Source organism: Serratia sp. T13T92 (assembly GCF_047530105.1).
GTDB classification, from domain to species: Bacteria; Pseudomonadota; Gammaproteobacteria; order Enterobacterales; family Enterobacteriaceae; genus Chania; species Chania fonticola.
The window spans coordinates 43,925-59,450 of the sequence record NZ_JBLJAK010000031.1; the positions used below are offsets into that span (position 1 = coordinate 43,925).

At 57.3% G+C, this 15,526-nt stretch carries 17 protein-coding genes; 4 read left to right on the forward strand and 13 right to left on the reverse strand.

Annotated elements, in window-relative coordinates; translation table 11 throughout:
* Positions 1–15 precede the first annotated feature (15 nt).
* From flgD to flgB, 3 genes are read right to left on the reverse strand one after another with little or no spacing between them, the layout of a single operon-like run.
* Complete coding sequence (gene flgD / locus ACMV5I_RS21835; RefSeq protein WP_024486455.1) at positions 16–726, reverse strand: flagellar hook assembly protein FlgD; 711 nt, start codon at positions 724–726, stop codon at positions 16–18.
* 15 nt (positions 727–741) lie between these two features.
* On the reverse strand, positions 742–1,146 hold the full coding sequence (flgC, locus tag ACMV5I_RS21840) for a flagellar basal body rod protein FlgC (protein WP_021180939.1): 405 nt from the start codon (positions 1,144–1,146) through the stop codon (positions 742–744).
* Positions 1,147–1,151: 5 nt separating this feature from the next.
* Positions 1,152–1,565 carry a flagellar basal body rod protein FlgB gene (flgB, locus tag ACMV5I_RS21845; protein WP_024487043.1) on the reverse strand — a complete coding sequence of 138 codons (414 nt, stop codon included), beginning with the start codon at positions 1,563–1,565 and terminating at the stop codon, positions 1,152–1,154.
* Positions 1,566–1,726: 161 nt separating this feature from the next.
* Here flgB and flgA point away from each other — a divergent pair, with 161 nt between their 5' ends.
* The 3 genes from flgA to ACMV5I_RS21860 all read left to right on the forward strand — a co-directional run bounded on the left by flgA (position 1,727) and on the right by ACMV5I_RS21860 (position 3,273).
* Positions 1,727–2,383, forward strand: a complete 657-nt coding sequence (gene flgA / locus ACMV5I_RS21850; protein ID WP_121607169.1) for a flagellar basal body P-ring formation chaperone FlgA — start codon at positions 1,727–1,729, stop codon at positions 2,381–2,383.
* A gap of 122 nt (positions 2,384–2,505) precedes the next feature.
* Positions 2,506–2,817, forward strand: a complete 312-nt coding sequence (gene flgM, locus ACMV5I_RS21855; RefSeq protein ID WP_202671446.1) for a flagellar biosynthesis anti-sigma factor FlgM — start codon at positions 2,506–2,508, stop codon at positions 2,815–2,817.
* Between the two features lie 21 nt (positions 2,818–2,838).
* On the forward strand, positions 2,839–3,273 hold the full coding sequence (locus tag ACMV5I_RS21860; protein WP_024487040.1) for a flagella synthesis protein FlgN: 435 nt from the start codon (positions 2,839–2,841) through the stop codon (positions 3,271–3,273).
* 156 nt (positions 3,274–3,429) lie between these two features.
* Here ACMV5I_RS21860 and ACMV5I_RS21865 read toward each other — a convergent pair whose 3' ends face one another.
* Complete coding sequence (locus tag ACMV5I_RS21865) at positions 3,430–4,020, reverse strand: hypothetical protein (protein ID WP_414825244.1); 591 nt, start codon at positions 4,018–4,020, stop codon at positions 3,430–3,432.
* A 129-nt stretch (positions 4,021–4,149) separates the two neighbouring features.
* Between ACMV5I_RS21865 and ACMV5I_RS21870 the strand changes: the two genes are divergently transcribed.
* The gene (locus ACMV5I_RS21870; RefSeq protein WP_414825245.1) at positions 4,150–5,061 is read left to right on the forward strand and encodes a LysR substrate-binding domain-containing protein; all 912 of its coding nucleotides are present in this window, start codon (positions 4,150–4,152) and stop codon (positions 5,059–5,061) included.
* On the opposite strand, the gene ACMV5I_RS21875 is transcribed toward ACMV5I_RS21870, so the two are convergent.
* From ACMV5I_RS21875 to ACMV5I_RS21915, 9 genes are all read right to left on the reverse strand, one after another.
* Positions 5,052–5,453, reverse strand: coding sequence for a flagellar protein FlhE (locus tag ACMV5I_RS21875; protein ID WP_414825246.1), 402 nt, complete (start codon positions 5,451–5,453; stop codon positions 5,052–5,054). The genes ACMV5I_RS21870 and ACMV5I_RS21875 overlap by 10 nt on opposite strands.
* A complete protein-coding gene (gene flhA / locus ACMV5I_RS21880; protein WP_024528908.1) occupies positions 5,453–7,531 on the reverse strand; it encodes a flagellar biosynthesis protein FlhA in 2,079 nt (692 codons plus the stop codon). Before flhA ends, ACMV5I_RS21875 begins: the two co-directional genes overlap by 1 nt.
* Positions 7,524–8,666 carry a flagellar biosynthesis protein FlhB gene (gene flhB, locus ACMV5I_RS21885; RefSeq protein ID WP_024485790.1) on the reverse strand — a complete coding sequence of 381 codons (1,143 nt, stop codon included), beginning with the start codon at positions 8,664–8,666 and terminating at the stop codon, positions 7,524–7,526. The genes flhA and flhB overlap by 8 nt, the downstream gene beginning before the upstream one ends.
* Positions 8,667–8,822: 156 nt before the next feature.
* Positions 8,823–9,467, reverse strand: coding sequence for a protein phosphatase CheZ (gene cheZ, locus ACMV5I_RS21890; protein WP_024485789.1), 645 nt, complete (start codon positions 9,465–9,467; stop codon positions 8,823–8,825).
* A gap of 14 nt (positions 9,468–9,481) precedes the next feature.
* On the reverse strand, positions 9,482–9,871 hold the full coding sequence (cheY, locus tag ACMV5I_RS21895) for a chemotaxis response regulator CheY (protein WP_021180929.1): 390 nt from the start codon (positions 9,869–9,871) through the stop codon (positions 9,482–9,484).
* Between the two features lie 49 nt (positions 9,872–9,920).
* Positions 9,921–10,970, reverse strand: a complete 1,050-nt coding sequence (locus ACMV5I_RS21900) for a protein-glutamate methylesterase/protein-glutamine glutaminase (RefSeq protein ID WP_414825247.1) — start codon at positions 10,968–10,970, stop codon at positions 9,921–9,923.
* Positions 10,970–11,842: a protein-glutamate O-methyltransferase CheR gene (gene cheR, locus ACMV5I_RS21905; protein WP_121607176.1), complete on the reverse strand. Its 873-nt coding sequence runs from the start codon at positions 11,840–11,842 to the stop codon at positions 10,970–10,972. Before cheR ends, ACMV5I_RS21900 begins: the two co-directional genes overlap by 1 nt.
* Before the next feature lie 21 nt (positions 11,843–11,863).
* Positions 11,864–13,495, reverse strand: a complete 1,632-nt coding sequence (locus ACMV5I_RS21910; protein WP_121607177.1) for a methyl-accepting chemotaxis protein — start codon at positions 13,493–13,495, stop codon at positions 11,864–11,866.
* An 88-nt stretch (positions 13,496–13,583) separates the two neighbouring features.
* On the reverse strand, positions 13,584–15,251 hold the full coding sequence (locus tag ACMV5I_RS21915; RefSeq protein ID WP_202809906.1) for a methyl-accepting chemotaxis protein: 1,668 nt from the start codon (positions 15,249–15,251) through the stop codon (positions 13,584–13,586).
* Positions 15,252–15,526 lie beyond the last annotated feature (275 nt).

A 15,526-nucleotide genomic window follows, 5' to 3' on the forward strand; every position in this document is an offset into this window, starting at 1 on the left:
GGAAAATCACTGCGCTTAGTCTGGCGAACCCAGTTTGGACAGGATCAGGCGCACGTCATCCAGCGTTGAGGTCCCCGCCACGCCCAGATCCAGTTTTGCCCCGTCCGTACCGCGCGTGACGCCGTTAACCATGGCGAAACGCAGTGGCTGCGCCACCAACTGCTCACCGCCGTTTTTGGCGTTGATCGCCACGGTGTAAGAGCCGTCGGGCGCATTGGTGCCATCTTCCAGCGAACCGTCCCAGGAGAAGGAGTGCACACCAGCGGTCAGACCGCCCAGTTCGATAGTGCGAACCACTTTGCCGGTGGCATCGCTGATGGTCGCCGTCACCGAATCGGCGGTGCGTTCCAGCTCTACGCCAAACGGCGTGGTGCTGACCTTGCCAGCATCATTACCCACCAGGATCTCCTTGCCCGGTACCATCACGCCGTGGCCAATCAGCGAACTGGCCTGGATTGACTGGTTGCCGCTGATCTGGCCGGAGATCGACCCCAGCGTGGTGTTGAGCTTCTCGATCCCGCTAACCGTATTGATCTGGGCCAGTTGGGTAGTCAGTTCGTTGTTTTGCATCGGGTTGGTGGGGTCCTGGTTTTTCAACTGGGCCACCAACAGCGTCAGGAAATTGTTGCTCAGATCCTGGCTGGTATTGCCATTCGCACCGCTTTTGGCGCCGGTACCGGCAATGCTGTTGTCGAGTGATTCATTGGTGGTGGCGGCAATGGCCATAAATAAAAGCTCCGGTTACTGACCCAGCGTCAGGGTTTTCATCAACATGGATTTGGTGGTATTCAACACTTCGACGTTGGCCTGATAGCTGCGCGAGGCCGAGATGGTGTTGACCATTTCCCCTACTACATCGACGTTGGGCATCCGCACGTAGCCTTTGGCATCCGCCAGCGGGTTGCCCGGCTGAAACACCAAGCGCTCCGGCGAGGGATCGTCTACCACCTGCGCAACACGCACGCCGCCGGTCGACTGGCCCGGTGCCGCCGCAACCTCAAACACCACCTGTTTGGCCCGATAAGGCTGGCCATCCGGGCCGGTGGCGCTGTCGGCGTTGGCCATATTGCTGGCGCTGACGTTCAGACGCTGGGATTGCGCGGACAGGGCCGAGCCGGAAATATCAAAAATATTCAATAACGACATGGGAATTATCCTCCTTGCAGCACGGACATCATGCCCTTGATCTGGCCGTTCAACAGCGTCAGGTCGGTTTGATATTTCAGGCTGTTATCAGCAAAGTTGGTGCGCTCACGGTCCATATCCACCGTGTTGCCGTCCAGGGAAGGCTGATCCGGTACGCGGAACATAAGATCCAGAGACGGTGGCTGCATATTCTGCGCCGGGATATGGCGAGCCGAGGTCAGATTCAGTGCCACGCCGCTGCCGTTGACGCGCCCCTGCTCCATGACCTTGTTCAGTTGGCTGGCGAAATCGATATCACGAGCCTGATAGCCCGGCGTATCTGCGTTGGCGATGTTGGCCGCCAGGATTTCCTGCCGCTGGGCGCGCAGGTTCAGCGCCTCCTGGCCAAAACGCAGAGCAGCGTCCAATTTGTCGAGCATGCTCCCTCCGCGAGGTTAGAATTTGGAGCCGACAGCATAAACGCCCTACCTGTCAGCCTATCGTGGGAATAAGGGCAAAATGCGTCGCTATTTGTCTGCTTAGCCTGCGCGCGTAACGGTTACACTTGTCCCCCTGTGGTCGCTGCGTCTGTGAGGAAAATATGAAAAGTATCCTGCTGTTGGTCGGCTTGCTGATCGGCCTGAACGCGCACGCCGAGGGCCTGGACGGACAGGTGGAGAACTTTATCAAGTCACAATTTGCCACTAGTACCAACGTGACCGACGTCAAGGTGCTGGTGCGCACGCCAGCAAGCCGTTGGCCGCAGTGCGAATTGCCGCAGCTTTCGATGCCTCAGAATGCTCGCCGCTGGGGTAACATCAGCCTCTCGGCCCGTTGTGGCCAGGAGCGACGTTTTATTCAGGCGCAGGTGCAGGTGGTGGGACATTATCTGGTGGCAGCACGTGGGATCAGTGCAGGCAGCAAACTCACCGCAGATGATATCAAGCTGAAAACCGGCCGATTAGACACCCTGCCGCCTCGTACCCTGATTGATAACGCCAAGGCGATCGGTGCCGTTAGCCTGCGCAATATCAGCCCTGGGCAGCCGTTGAATACGGTCATGCTAAGACGGGCCTGGGCGGTCAAGGCCGGGCAAACGGTACAGGTGTTGGCGCAGGGTGATGGATTTAATATCAGCGGTGCTGGGAAAGCGATGACCAACGCCGCCGCCGAAGACGGCGTGCGCGTGCGCATGGCCTCAGGGCAGATTGTTAGCGGCATTGCCAATATTGATGGCACAATTCGTATTACATTATAAAAAAATAAAGCTTTGCCAATACTTGTCGATAACAAAGTCATAGCAGCATTTATCCGGCCACCAGGGCCACAGATTTGAATTCCCCGTTGCCTTAGCGGCGGTGGTACAGATGGAGATTGAACATGAGTATCGATCGTACCCAACGGTTGCAACCCGTGCCCACGGTGCAGCCGCGAGAAACACAGACAGACAGCACGTTGCAAGCACGTAAAAAGGTCTCGGCGGAAACTTCGGTCAGCGGCACCCAGGTTAAGCTGAGCGATGCACAGGCTCGCCTGATGCAGCCGGGCAGCCAAGATATCAATATGGAGCGAGTGGAAAGCATCAAGCAGGCGATCCGCAACGGCGAATTGAAGATGGATACCGGCAAGATTGCCGACGCCTTGTTACAAGACGTGCAAAGCGAATGGCAGTCCGGCGCCGATCGGGGTTAACACCAAGGGTGAGTCATTGATATGGAAAACCTGGCACAACTGCTGGATAAGCTGCTGGACACCTTGCAGGCGTTAGGCACGGTGCAGACGGAGGAGCACACTTTACTGTGCTCGAAAACATTGGCTGGCGTGGCTCTGCAACGCGTGACCGATGCTAAAAGCCAACTGCTGGCGACGGTCAATTATCTGGACCAACAGCGGCTGGAAATGGAACGGCTGCAACACTGCCAAGCACCTTATGAGGGCCAGCCACAGTTGGCAGCCAACTGGCAGCAAGTGCAACAGCTGAGCCTGCAACTGCGCGAACAGAATCACCATAACGGTATGCTGCTCAATCATCATATTGAGCACAATACACAGGCACTGGCGATTTTAAACAAGCAGAATAAATCGCTGTACGGGCCCGATGGTCAGTCCCGCGCGGGGAGCCTGCTGGGCCGTAAGATTGGGGTTTGATGCGCCCCTCACCCTAGCCCTCTCCCACAGGGAGAGGGGACAGAACGTGCCACAACTCTGCTGCTACGTCTGAATCTCATACCATTCCCACAATGTCATTTGCACCTGAGCTAACGCCAGCTGAAATTGGCTCCTGTACCTAACCATAAAACCGCTCTAGCTCCCTCTCCCTGTGGGATAGGGTTGGTGTGAGGGGCCTTCACGCTCTGCAATGCGCGCCACCAACGCGCCCAATAAAACCAGATCGATCAACCACGCGTTGGCAAGGTCTGTCGATGCCTGAGATTGGATCAGCAAGGTCACCGACAGAATGACTCCGATGACCGCCAACGAGGCAGCTCTGGTTGCCAGGCTGATGCTGTTCAGCGGCTGCAACAACGCTGTCGTCACCTGGCGGGCGCCTCCTAAACCAATGCCGCCGATAACGATCCCCGGTAACATCATCAGCCAATCATTACGGCCGAACAGCCCCAACAACAGCAACCCGGCAGCAGAGAGCACCAGGCTCCGCCATAACGCCGCCAGGGTTCGCTGTTTTTTCGCCGCCAGCAAACGCATTAACGCCACGCCACAGGCATAGGATAACAGCAGCGCCAGCAACAGCGTGATGGCAACCTCCGGCCTTCCCCACCCAATGTTCAACAGCAAAACGCCTGCCGATATCAATACGCTGTATACGATGGTGCGAGCAATCGCTCCCGGTTCCCCTACCGCGCCTGCGGTACTGATTTCTGCTGGTGATCTCATAACGGCTCCTGACACTGATGTGGAATGATGAATTAATCTCACTCCATTAATCGAATGCCATCAGCCTATCCAAGGTATATAGTCATAACAAACTCATAGTTTTCAGCCTTGGATGAGAATAGTTCAGCCATGAAAAAAATCCATCTCCCTCCGCTAGGTGCTTTACGCGCCTTTCATGCCGTTGCCAGCTGTAGCAGCTTTAAACAGGCTGGGGAGGAACTCAACGTCAGCGCAACGGCGATCAGCCATCAGATCAAATTACTGGAGTCAATTCTGGCATGTAGGGTCTTCGAACGCAGCGCACGCGGGGTTAGCCTGACCGAAACCGGCGAGATTTTATATGCCGGTACGCAACGCGCCTTTGCGGCTCTGGAGCAGGCCGCCGCGCAGATTATGCATTCTCAGCAGCCTCAATCTCTGACGGTTACCACCACCTCCAATTTCCTGACCCATTGGTTGGTGCCGCGTCTGGCTGATTTCAAGGCGGAATTCCCGGACATCGACCTGCGGTTACATACCAGCGTCGAACGAGTCGACTTAACGCAGCGCACCGTCGATGTCGCCATTCGCTACCGGGAAATGCCGGAACAAACGTTGCACTCAACGTTATTGTACGAGGATCGTTTTATCGCGGTAGCCAGCCCGTCATTGGCGCTGGCAGATATCGGCGATTTACGCGGGGTGACGCTGTTTCACGTAGAAAACCGGCTGGTGCCCGCCGACTCTCCGAGCTGGCAAAACTGGCGGAGGAACTATGGGCCACAGGATCTGAATGTAGACGCGGGGCTGACCTTCAGCGATGAAACCCATGCGCTACAGGCGGCGATTGCGGGACAGGGGGTGGTGATTGCCAGCCAGTTGCTGGCGCGAGATTTGTTACAGCGCGGCGTGTTAACCGCACCGTTCGAGATGTCATTACCCGGTGCCCGCTATTACCTGGTTACCACGGAAGAAAACGCGCAACGCCCGGATATCATGGCGTTGCGCGACTGGCTGTTGAGGCAAATAACGCCAGGGATGACTTATCATCCTCACTCATAGTTCACAATCACCTGATTAGAGATCGCCCGCAGCGGAGGATTTAACGCGCCGCGAGACTTCACGTAATAAATGAAGCGGAACTCGCTGTCTGCGGGAATACCGTTGAAAGCCTCACTGCGGCCACTGCCCGCGCCGAGCGGTAGGCAGCGTGACGAGGTGCAAAGCTGTACCTCTAATCCGGCAGGCGCACCAGCCAGCAACTGATAACGCCAGCTTACACTGGTCACCCGAGCATCGGCCGCCGGTGGATTAGCTGGCCGCAGGCTGGGGGAGACATCACGCACGCTCCCCGTTTCCAGCGTGACGCCATTGGCATCGGCGGCCCAGGAACCCGACACCGCCTGCGCTGCCAGCGGAGCGAACAACACTAATAAAGGAAGAAAAGCTTTCATCAGGCGGCTCCTATGGTTGAGGTCATGCGGATCTGACGTTCGTCGTTGATTTCCAGGTTCGACAGCACCACCAACTGCGGCAAGGTACGGCGCAGGAAGCGCGCCAGCAGGGCACGTAACGCGTGGTTTACCAGCAGCACCGGCGGTGCACTGAGCATTTCCTGACGTTGCAGCGCCTGCTTGGCCTGATCCAACAAGCGGTCCGCCAACCCAGGTTCAAGACCTCCGCCCCCTTGCAGGGCCTGCAACAGCAGGCGCTCAAGTGGCGTATCCAGACCAATGACCTGGATCTCACCGTTACCCGGGAACCACTGCTGAGTGATGGCCCGCCCAAGGGCCACTCGCACCACGGAGGTCAGTTCGAAAGGATCGCTTTGCGTTGGCGCATGTTCCGCCAGCGTTTCTATAATGGTGCGCATATCGCGAATCGACACCCTTTCGGCCAGCAGATTCTGTAGCACCTTGTGCAGCGTGGTCAGCGAAACTACGCCGGGCACAAAGTCCTCCGTCAGCTTCGGCATTTCCTGCGAGACACGATCCAACAGTTGCTGAGTTTCCTGGCGGCCAAACAGTTCGCTGGCAAACTGACCGAGCAAATGATTGAGGTGGGTAGCAACTACGGTGCTGGCTTCCACCACCGTGAACCCCTGGATCTGCGCCTGTTCACGCAGTGCGCTATCGATCCACACCGCCTCCAGCCCGAAGGCCGGATCGACGGTTTTGTCACCGGCCAGCTCACCCACCGCATTGCCCGGATTTATCGCCAGCCAGCGCCCCGGATGTGCCTCACCGCTACCGATCTCCACCCCTTTCATCAGAATGCGGTAACTGGCCGCCGACAGTTCGAGGTTGTCGCGAATATGCACCACCGGTGGCAAATAGCCCGTATCCTGAGCGAATTTTTTACGGATGCCACGAATACGCCCCAGTAGCTCACCGTTTTGCTGAAAGTCCACCATGGGGATCAGGCGGTAACCGACTTCCATGCCCAACGGATCCTCCAGCTGTACATCAGACCAACTGGCCTCTACCGCCTGCGGATTTTCCTGCGGCAGCGGCGGTTCTTTGACTTTCGGAGCCTGCTGTTCTCGCCCGCGCAGCCGCCAGGCCAACGCCAGCAGTGCCGCCGTAAACAGCAGGAACACCAGGTTTGGCATACCCGGAACCATCCCCAACAGCCCCAACACCCCAGCACTCAACACCATCACGCGCGGATTGTTGAACAACTGGTTGACCATCTGCTCGCCAACGTCCTCATCGGTCGCTACGCGGGTGACGATCACACCGGCCGCCGTCGAGATCACCAACGCCGGGATCTGGGCGACCAGGCCATCACCGATGGTCAGTAAGGTATAGGTTTCAGCCGCTGTACCCAGCTCCATGCCGTGCTGGATCACGCCGACCAACAAGCCGCCTACTACGTTAATCACCATGATCATCAAGCCTGCTACCGCGTCACCGCGCACAAACTTGCTGGCTCCGTCCATCGAACCGTAGAAATCCGCTTCCTGCGTCACTTCGGAACGGCGCTTTTTAGCCTCGTCTTCGCCGATCAGCCCGGCGTTCAGATCGGCATCGATCGCCATCTGTTTGCCCGGCATCCCGTCAAGGACAAAACGGGCGCCCACTTCGGCAATACGCCCGGCCCCTTTGGTGATCACCATAAAGTTGATCAGCACCAGGATGATAAACACCACGATACCGATGGCGAAGTTGCCGCCCACCAGGAAGTGACCGAACGCTTCAACCACCCGCCCCGCCGCCGCCGCGCCGGTATGCCCCTCCATCAGGATGATCCTCGTGGAAGCGACGTTCAACGATAGGCGTAACAGGGTTGAGAACAGCAGGATGGTCGGGAAGGCGGCGAACTCCAGCGTCCGCTGGGTAAACATCGCCACCAACAGCACCATGATCGACAAGGCAATATTGAAGGTAAACAGCAGATCGAGGATAAATGCCGGTAACGGCAGCACCATCATCGACAGGATCATCAGGATCAGTATCGGGCCAGCCAGCACCTGCCACTGCGTATCTTTAAAATTACCCGGCAAACGAAGCAGGGAGGCCAAATTAGCCATCTGAGTTATTCTCTCCAGCAAAATCCAGTGCTTCAGGCACCGGTAAACGTTGAGGTTTTTTCGGGATCAGGCCGCCTTCACGCTGCCAACGGCGCAGCTGATAGACCCAGGCCAGGACCTCGGCCACGGCGGCATACAAGGTCGTGGGAATGTGTTGCCCAATCTCACTGTGACGGTATAGAGCTCGCGCCAGCGGCGGTGCTTCCAGGGTTGGGATACGGTGTTCATTCGCCAATTCACGGATACGCAAGGCGATCTCCCCTGCCCCTTTGGCAAGGACTTTCGGCGCACTCATGTTCTTGTCGTTGTATTGCAATGCCACGGCGTAATGCGTCGGGTTGGTGACGATCACGTCGGCCTTCGGCACGTCGGACATCATGCGGCGGCGAGAGATGGCCCGCTGTTGCTGGCGAATACGCCCTTTGACATGGGGATCGCCCTCCTGCTGCTTATGTTCGTCGCGAATTTCCTGCTTGGTCATCTTCAATTTCTTGAAGTGGCTCCATAGCTGATAAAACACGTCGAAGGCCACCATCGGCACCAGCCCAAGGACGATCAGCATGCCGCAGAAGATCACGATCTGTAGCGCATTGCGCAGTGCGTCCTGCGGCTGCTGCGTGACCAGATGCAGCATCGCCGCCCAGTTGTGCCACAGGTAAAGCCCAGCCACCCACCCCACCAACGTCGCTTTAAGGATGGCCTTCAGCAACTCTGCCAGCACCTGGGTGGAGAACATCCGTTTTAATCCGGAGATCGGGTTCATGCGCTTGGCATCAAACTTAAGGCTGAAGCCCACGCCGCCCAGCAGCATCGGGGCCGACAGCGCCACCAGCACCAATCCGGCCAGGATCGGCATCAGCGCCCACACTGCTTGACGCAGCAGCATGGCAAACTGGCGCAGCATCTGCTTATCGTTGCTGACCATGTTGTGATCAAAGTGCAGCCCTTCCGATAACATCCTCGCCAACTGTTGCGCCATATGGCCACCCGCGACCCACAAGATCGACAACCCCGCAATCAGCATCAGGATCGAAGTCAGCTCGCGCGAACGCGCAATCTGGCCCTCTTCACGCGCCTTTTCCAGCCGGTGGGGTGTGGGGGCCTCAGTTTTTTCCATATCACTGTCTTCGGCCAAGGCGAGGGTTCCCATGCGTGCGAAGAATAGAATTGACGCCAGCATGCCAAAAAAATGCGGATTTCATTGCGGGAACAACGGCGCAAAAGGCCGGTTATTTCGGGGATGGGCTAGCGAAAAGAGTTAGGGCGCAGCACCCTGCGCCCTAAGAAACCATCAGAACCCCAGGCTGTCGAGCAGATCGTCCACCTGGGCCTGATTGGCAATTACGCCAGCCCCGTTCTGATCCAGCTGCGGGCCATTGAGCAGGCTGTCGTTCGGCCTTTTCTCTTTGGCTGGCTGATCCGGGATGTTTTCCATCAGTACCATCAGCAGCTGCTTTTCAATCTCCTGCACCACGTCCATCATGCGCTTGATCACCTGGCCGGTGAGATCCTGGAAATCCTGCGCCATCATGATTTCCAGCAACTGGGCGTTGGTGAATGCGGTGTGCTCCGGCACCCGATCCAGATACTGGCGGGTATCCGTCACCAGTGAACGGGCATCAGCCAACTCGATCGGGTTGGCAAACCACTCGTCCCAGCGCCCTTTAAGCGTATTGGCCTGCGACTCCAACTCCGCCTGGCGGGGTTGTGCCGCTTCCACGCAGTTGAGCGCTCGTTCCGCCGCCTGCGCCGTCATGGTGACCACATAATCAAGACGGTCGCGTGCGTCCGGGATCGCTTCGGCAGCCTGAGCGATAGCCTGATCTAGCCCCAGCTCGCGCATGCTGTCACGCAGCATGCGGGTCAGTTGACCGATGCGGGAGATGATCTCACCCGCTGTCGCTGCATCGCTGGCAGGCATTGGAATATCTCTCATCGCCCTCTCCTTTTTTACATGCCCAGTTTTTCAAAAATCTTGTTGAGCTTCTCTTCCAGCGTTGCCGCCGTGAAGGGTTTCACTACGTAACCACTGGCACCCGCCTGAGCGGCAGCAATGATGTTTTCTTTCTTGGCTTCCGCCGTCACCATCAGCACCGGCATAGATGCCAGCGCACCGTCGGCACGGATGGTTTGCAACAGCTCGAGGCCATCCATGTTCGGCATATTCCAGTCCGATACCACGAAATCGAAGCTGCCAGCGCGCAGTTTGTTCAACGCATCCGCCCCGTCTTCCGCCTCTTCGACGTTGTTAAAACCCAGTTCTTTCAGCAAATTTCTGACGATGCGGCGCATGGTAGAAAAATCATCCACCACCAGAAATTTAAGGTTCTTATCTGCCATTATTGCTCCTAAGGTTAATCGTTTTTGCCCCGAGGTTCGGGGCATAACATCAAATACGCAGCGCCTGACCACCCGCGATCTGCGCCAACATGCGTTGGCTCATGCGCTCCAATTCCACTACTTCATTGACTCCGCCGGTGGCAATGGCCTCACGTGGCATGCCAAACACCACACAGCTGGCTTCGTTCTGCGCCAGGGTGTACGCCCCGGCACGGTGCATTTCCAGCATGCCTGCCGCACCGTCATTCCCCATGCCGGTGAGGATCACCCCCACCGCATTTCGCCCGGCAAACTGAGCCACCGAGCGGAACAACACATCGACCGAAGGACGATGCCGGTTCACCGGTGGACCATCATGCAGCCGAACCTGATAGTTGGCGCCGCTGCGCGTCAGCTCCAGATGACGATCTCCCGGCGCGATATAGGCATGGCCCGGCAAGACGCGCTCGCCGTCTTCGGCTTCTTTCACCGTGATCTGGCACAGCTTGTTGAGCCGCTCGGCAAAGGAACGGGTAAACCCTGGCGGCATATGCTGAGTGATCAATAACGCCGGGCTGGTGGCCGGTAACGGCTGCAAGACGTGGCGGATTGCCTCGGTACCGCCGGTAGACGCCCCGATAGCGATCAGCTTCTCACTGCTCAACAACGGCGTATGGCTGAGGATCTCCGGAGCCAGTGCCGTTGAGCGCTGTGGCAGACGCGCCTTGGCCGCCGTGCGGATCTTTTCGGCAATCAGCTCGCTATAGGCCAGCATGCCTTCGCGGATCCCCAGTTGCGGCTTGGTGACAAAATCCACCGCGCCCAGTTCCAACGCCCGCAGAGTGATCTCCGATCCCTTTCCGGTCAGCGACGACACCATCACCACCGGCATCGGCCGCAGGCGCATCAGTTTTTCCAGAAAATCCAGCCCGTCCATACGCGGCATTTCGACGTCCAGCGTCAGCACCTGCGGGTTGAATTTTTTGATCAGATCGCGCGCCACCAGCGGATCGGGGGCGGTCGCCACCATCTCCATATCGGGATGGCTATTGACAATTTCGGTCATCAGCTGCCGCATCAGGGCAGAGTCGTCTACGCTTAATACGCTGATTTTATTCATTACCTCTCCTTGGTCAGGCCATACACGGTCTGCCCACGCAAGTAGAAATCCCGGCTGATCTGGCTGAAGTTTTCGGAATGGCCGGCAAACATCAGGCCCCCCGGTTTAAGCAGCGGCACAAAGCGCCGCAAAATGCGCTCTTGTGTTTCCTTGTCAAAATAGATCATGACGTTGCGGCAAAATATCGCATCAAATTGCCCGGGCAACGCCCATTCGGGGGCCAGCAGATTGAGCGGCTGGAAATGCACCTGTGCCGCCAATTCTGGCCGAACCCGTACCAGGCCATGGTGAGGCCCGGTCCCTCGCAGGAAATAACGCTGCATCTGCGCCGGTGTCAGGGTGCGCAGATCTTCCTGGCGATACACCCCTGCCTCGGCCTTTTCCAATACCTGAGTATCGATATCGCTGGCCCATACCTGCGTCCCCGTCGCCCGCTGCCCTAACGCCTCATTCAAGGTAATGGCGATCGAGTAAGGCTCTTCACCGGTCGAGGCGGCGGTACTCCACACGCAGTAACCGTTAGGCCGCGAACGCGCATGTTCCGCCAGGATCGGGAAATGGTGCGCCTCACGGAAAAACGCCGTCAGGTTGGTGGTCAGGGCGTTGACGAATGCCTGCCACTCGGCGCTGTTGGTATCGCTCTCCAGCAGCACCAGATAGCTACCAAAATCGGGTATTCCCAATAGCCGCAGGCGACGCACCAGACGGTTGTAAACCATTTCGCGTTTGTGCTCGGCCAACACAATACCGGCACGCTGATAGATCAACTGGCTGATACGTCGGAAATGCACATCCGACAGGGGCAGCCGTTGCACCATCTGTGTCAGCAAAGACGCAGGCTCTTTATTAGTGGGTGAGGATGAGCCACTCATAACCCTTCACCCGAGTTGTTGTTACTTGCTATACAATTCGACACTAGTTGCTTCCTTTGCTACTGATAAAACTCCGTTGTTAAGACTTTCTGATAAGGTGATGTTGTCGTCCGCCAGGCGGAATACCGCTACCGCATCGGCCAGCGTAATCGCCTGTTCTTCCAATGCCGCCGCCGCAGAGGCCGCTTGTTCCACCAGCGCGGCATTCTGTTGCGTCACCTGATCCATCTGGGTCACGGCCTGAGTAACCTGCTCGATACCGCGGCTTTGCTCATCGGAAGCCGAGGAGATCTCGCCCATGATGTCGGTAACGCGGGTCACCGAACGCACGATATCCTTCATCGTGGCACCGGAGTTTTCGACCAGCACCGACCCTTGCTTAACACGGCCGACCGACTCATCGATCAGCACTTTGATTTCTTTCGCTGCCTGAGCGCTACGCTGAGCCAGATTGCGTACTTCTGCGGCCACGACGGCAAAACCGCGCCCTTGCTCACCCGCCCGCGCCGCTTCAACCGCCGCGTTCAATGCCAGGATGTTGGTCTGGAAGGCAATGCCGTCGATCACGCTGGTAATGGCGCCAATTTTCTGCGAGCTGCTGGCAATATCGTGCATGGTGGTCACCACGTCGTCGGCCATTTCCCCGCCCTTGGCAGCGGTGGCTGAGGCATCGCGCGCCAGCTTTGAAGCCTGGCGGGCATTGTCAGCGTTCTGTTTCACCGTGGCGGTCAACTGCTCCATGCTGGCGGCGGATTCCTCCAGCGACGCGGCTTGCTGTTCGGTGCGAGAAGAGAGGTCGTTATTACCTTCCGAAATCTCCTGTAGCCCGATCAGGATCGACTCGGCGCCTTCGCGCACTGCACCGACTGTGCCAATCAACGAGTTCTGCATGCGGTGCAGGCTGGCAAACAACATGCTGATCTCGTTGCGGCCATACACCTGGATCGGCGTGGCCAGGTCACCGTCGGCGATACGGTCAAAGTGGCTACGCATAATATTCAGCGGCTGAACCAACATATTGCGCAGCCACCACATGGCGCTGGCGGTCACCAGGATCAGCATCAGCACCGCGCCGCACACTAGCCAACCGGCCAACGTGAAGGAGCGTTGGTTGGCCGCATTGGCCTGGGCGATATTTTCGTTGACCAGTTGCAGGTACTGGACGAAGTCGGCTTCGAACAGGTCCTGCATTTTCTGCGTGGGTTGATCCATAAAGCCCTGCAGGTTGCCGCCCTCCAGGAAGACGATCAGTTCGCGCAGAGCACCGCGTAGCCGCTCATAGCTGGCTTGGGTGGTTTCTGTCAGTTGTTGCTCCTGGTCGCTGTTACGCGAGACGGCCAGGAACTGATTAAAATAGAGATCGGCTTTCTGCAACGAACTGCGAGCGTTGCCCATCAGGGCATCGACCTGTTCTTGCGGTACTTTCAGCGCTGCACGGGTGCCGGCCCGGTTCAAGGTGTTACGTGCCTGTAGCAGGGAAACCCAGCTCAGGCTGAGGGCATCACGCTGCTGGCTACCCAGACTAATCAGATTAAGATTGTGGTTATCGGAGCGGGAAGCGGTATACGACAAGCCGGTGCTAATCAGTTGCATCAGGCAAAAGGTCAGCAGTAATAAAAACAGACTGGTAGAGATACGGACTCGGTTAAACACGATAAACCTCCAGGTAGCCGCGGGTTAACACGACTTAGGACGGAAAAAAGGGCCACGATCTCGCAGGGAGAACGCAGCCCAATGCCGGTTAGAACGTTTCCCAGTTCTCCTGCGGATCGCTGGCGTTCATTTTTTTATGATTGATTACCGGGGTAACGACTTTACTGTTGGCGGATGACTTGAACTCGTTTTGGCCTTCCGCTTTCAGTCGGAATACCGCAACGGACTGGGTCAAGCGGCTGGCCTGCTCTTCCAGAGCTGCCGCCGCAGAGGCCGATTCTTCGACCAAAGAGGCGTTCTGTTGGGTGACACGATCCATTTCGGCAACCGCCTGGCCAACCTGATCGATGCCACGGCTTTGCTCGTCGGAGGCCGACGCGATTTCACCCATGATGTCGGTGACGCGGGTGACGGCATTGACGATATCGCCCATGGTTTCACCGGCGCTTTCCACCAGCACCGAGCCCATATCGACGCGGCTAACCGAGTCTTCAATCAGGCCTTTGATCTCTTTGGCTGCCTGCGCGCTGCGGCTTGCCAGGTTGCGTACTTCACCGGCAACCACGGCAAAACCACGGCCCTGTTCACCGGCACGGGCAGCTTCTACTGCCGCATTCAACGCCAGGATGTTGGTCTGGAAGGCGATGCCGTCGATCACGCTGGTAATATCGGCAATTTTCTGCGAGCTGCCAGCGATGTCGTGCATGGTTTGCACCACGTTGGCGACCACTTTACCGCCTTTCTGCGCGGTTTCTGAGGCGCTCAACGCCAGTTGGCTGGCCTGACGAGCGTTTTCGGCGTTCTGTTTCACCGTCGCGGTCAACTGCTCCATGCTGGCAGCGGTTTCCTCCAGCGAGGCGGCCTGCTGTTCGGTACGGGAAGAGAGATCGTTATTACCTGCGGCAATCTCGGAAGCGCCGCTGTAGATGGCATCGGCCCCCTGACGCACGCCGCTGACGGTGTCGATCAGTTCGCCTTGCATATGTCTGAGGCTGGCTGCCAGCACGCCCATTTCGTTGCGGCTGTTGACGTCGATCTGGTGGGTCAAATCGCCTGCGGCGATCAGTTTGATGTGCTCAATCATACGGTTGAGTGGGCGCACCAGAATATGGTGGATGCCGAACCAAACCATGGCGATCACCGCAACCACCAGTACCAACACCACGCCCAGCGTCCAAACGGCAAATTCGAAAGAGCTGTCGCCATCTTCGACCGCGATCTGGTATAGCTTGTCGTTCTGAGTCAGGTAGCGGTTATAGAGCTGTTCAAATTCAGTCTGATAACGCTGAGTGGGCTGCTCAAAGAAGGCGTCCAGTTTGCCGTCACCCAACAGCGGGATCAATTCCGACAGCGCAGTGTGCAAAGTCGTATAGCGCTGCTTGAGTTCATCTGCCGCAGCGGCATCCTGGCGAGCATCCAGAGGGATCTTCTCATAGGCAGCGTAGTGCTGTTCCGCCATGCTCAAGGTTTTTTTTGCCGAGACCAGCAGTTCATCAACGGTGGCACCGGTGCCCGCTTTATTGAGGTCCATCATGTAGCGGATCCCGGCACGATTGAGGGTATTGCGGGTTTGCAGCAGGTTTACCCAGCTTTCATTCAGTTCTGACTGCTGCTGTCGGATAGTTTGCAGTACGGTAAAATTTTCTTTGTTATCTTTCAGCGAAGTGAAAAACAGCCCACCGGAAACCAGCTGCAAGGCACCGAATAACACCAGCACCAGCAATAAGCTGGTGACCACCTTCATACGATTAAACATTTTTACCCTTCTTGGAAGCCCGCACAGACAAGCGCTGTGTACGTTAACTGTCTGGGTTATCGGCGTGGCAGAAGAGAACTTTAAGAAAAATCTGTAACTATTTTTTTGTATTGTGCGGAGGGTAAGATTTTAGCTCGGAGAAGGGATGGCCCCTCACCCTAACCCTTATGTCTTGATCTTCTCCGCCTTAGCGGAGAAGATCCCCGACTGATCATCGGGAGATAGCCGGTGAGCTCCCCCTAACCCTAGTGCCTATGAGCCCGTGGGAGAGATTG

Excerpts from the sequence above, each read along its gene's own strand:
- flgD (WP_024486455.1), bottom strand. The coding sequence starts at position 726 with ATGGCCATTGCCGCCACCACCAATGAATCACTCGACAACAGCATTGCC.
- flgC (WP_021180939.1), bottom strand. The coding sequence starts at position 1,146 with ATGTCGTTATTGAATATTTTTGATATTTCCGGCTCGGCCCTGTCCGCG.
- flgB (WP_024487043.1), bottom strand. The coding sequence starts at position 1,565 with ATGCTCGACAAATTGGACGCTGCTCTGCGTTTTGGCCAGGAGGCGCTG.
- flgA (WP_121607169.1), top strand. The coding sequence starts at position 1,727 with ATGAAAAGTATCCTGCTGTTGGTCGGCTTGCTGATCGGCCTGAACGCG.
- flgM (WP_202671446.1), top strand. The coding sequence starts at position 2,506 with ATGAGTATCGATCGTACCCAACGGTTGCAACCCGTGCCCACGGTGCAG.
- ACMV5I_RS21860 (WP_024487040.1), top strand. The coding sequence starts at position 2,839 with ATGGAAAACCTGGCACAACTGCTGGATAAGCTGCTGGACACCTTGCAG.
- ACMV5I_RS21865 (WP_414825244.1), bottom strand. The coding sequence starts at position 4,020 with ATGAGATCACCAGCAGAAATCAGTACCGCAGGCGCGGTAGGGGAACCG.
- ACMV5I_RS21870 (WP_414825245.1), top strand. The coding sequence starts at position 4,150 with ATGAAAAAAATCCATCTCCCTCCGCTAGGTGCTTTACGCGCCTTTCAT.
- ACMV5I_RS21875 (WP_414825246.1), bottom strand. The coding sequence starts at position 5,453 with ATGAAAGCTTTTCTTCCTTTATTAGTGTTGTTCGCTCCGCTGGCAGCG.
- flhA (WP_024528908.1), bottom strand. The coding sequence starts at position 7,531 with ATGGCTAATTTGGCCTCCCTGCTTCGTTTGCCGGGTAATTTTAAAGAT.
- cheZ (WP_024485789.1), bottom strand. The coding sequence starts at position 9,467 with ATGAGAGATATTCCAATGCCTGCCAGCGATGCAGCGACAGCGGGTGAG.
- cheY (WP_021180929.1), bottom strand. The coding sequence starts at position 9,871 with ATGGCAGATAAGAACCTTAAATTTCTGGTGGTGGATGATTTTTCTACC.
- ACMV5I_RS21900 (WP_414825247.1), bottom strand. The coding sequence starts at position 10,970 with ATGAATAAAATCAGCGTATTAAGCGTAGACGACTCTGCCCTGATGCGG.
- cheR (WP_121607176.1), bottom strand. The coding sequence starts at position 11,842 with ATGAGTGGCTCATCCTCACCCACTAATAAAGAGCCTGCGTCTTTGCTG.
- ACMV5I_RS21915 (WP_202809906.1), bottom strand. The coding sequence starts at position 15,251 with ATGTTTAATCGTATGAAGGTGGTCACCAGCTTATTGCTGGTGCTGGTG.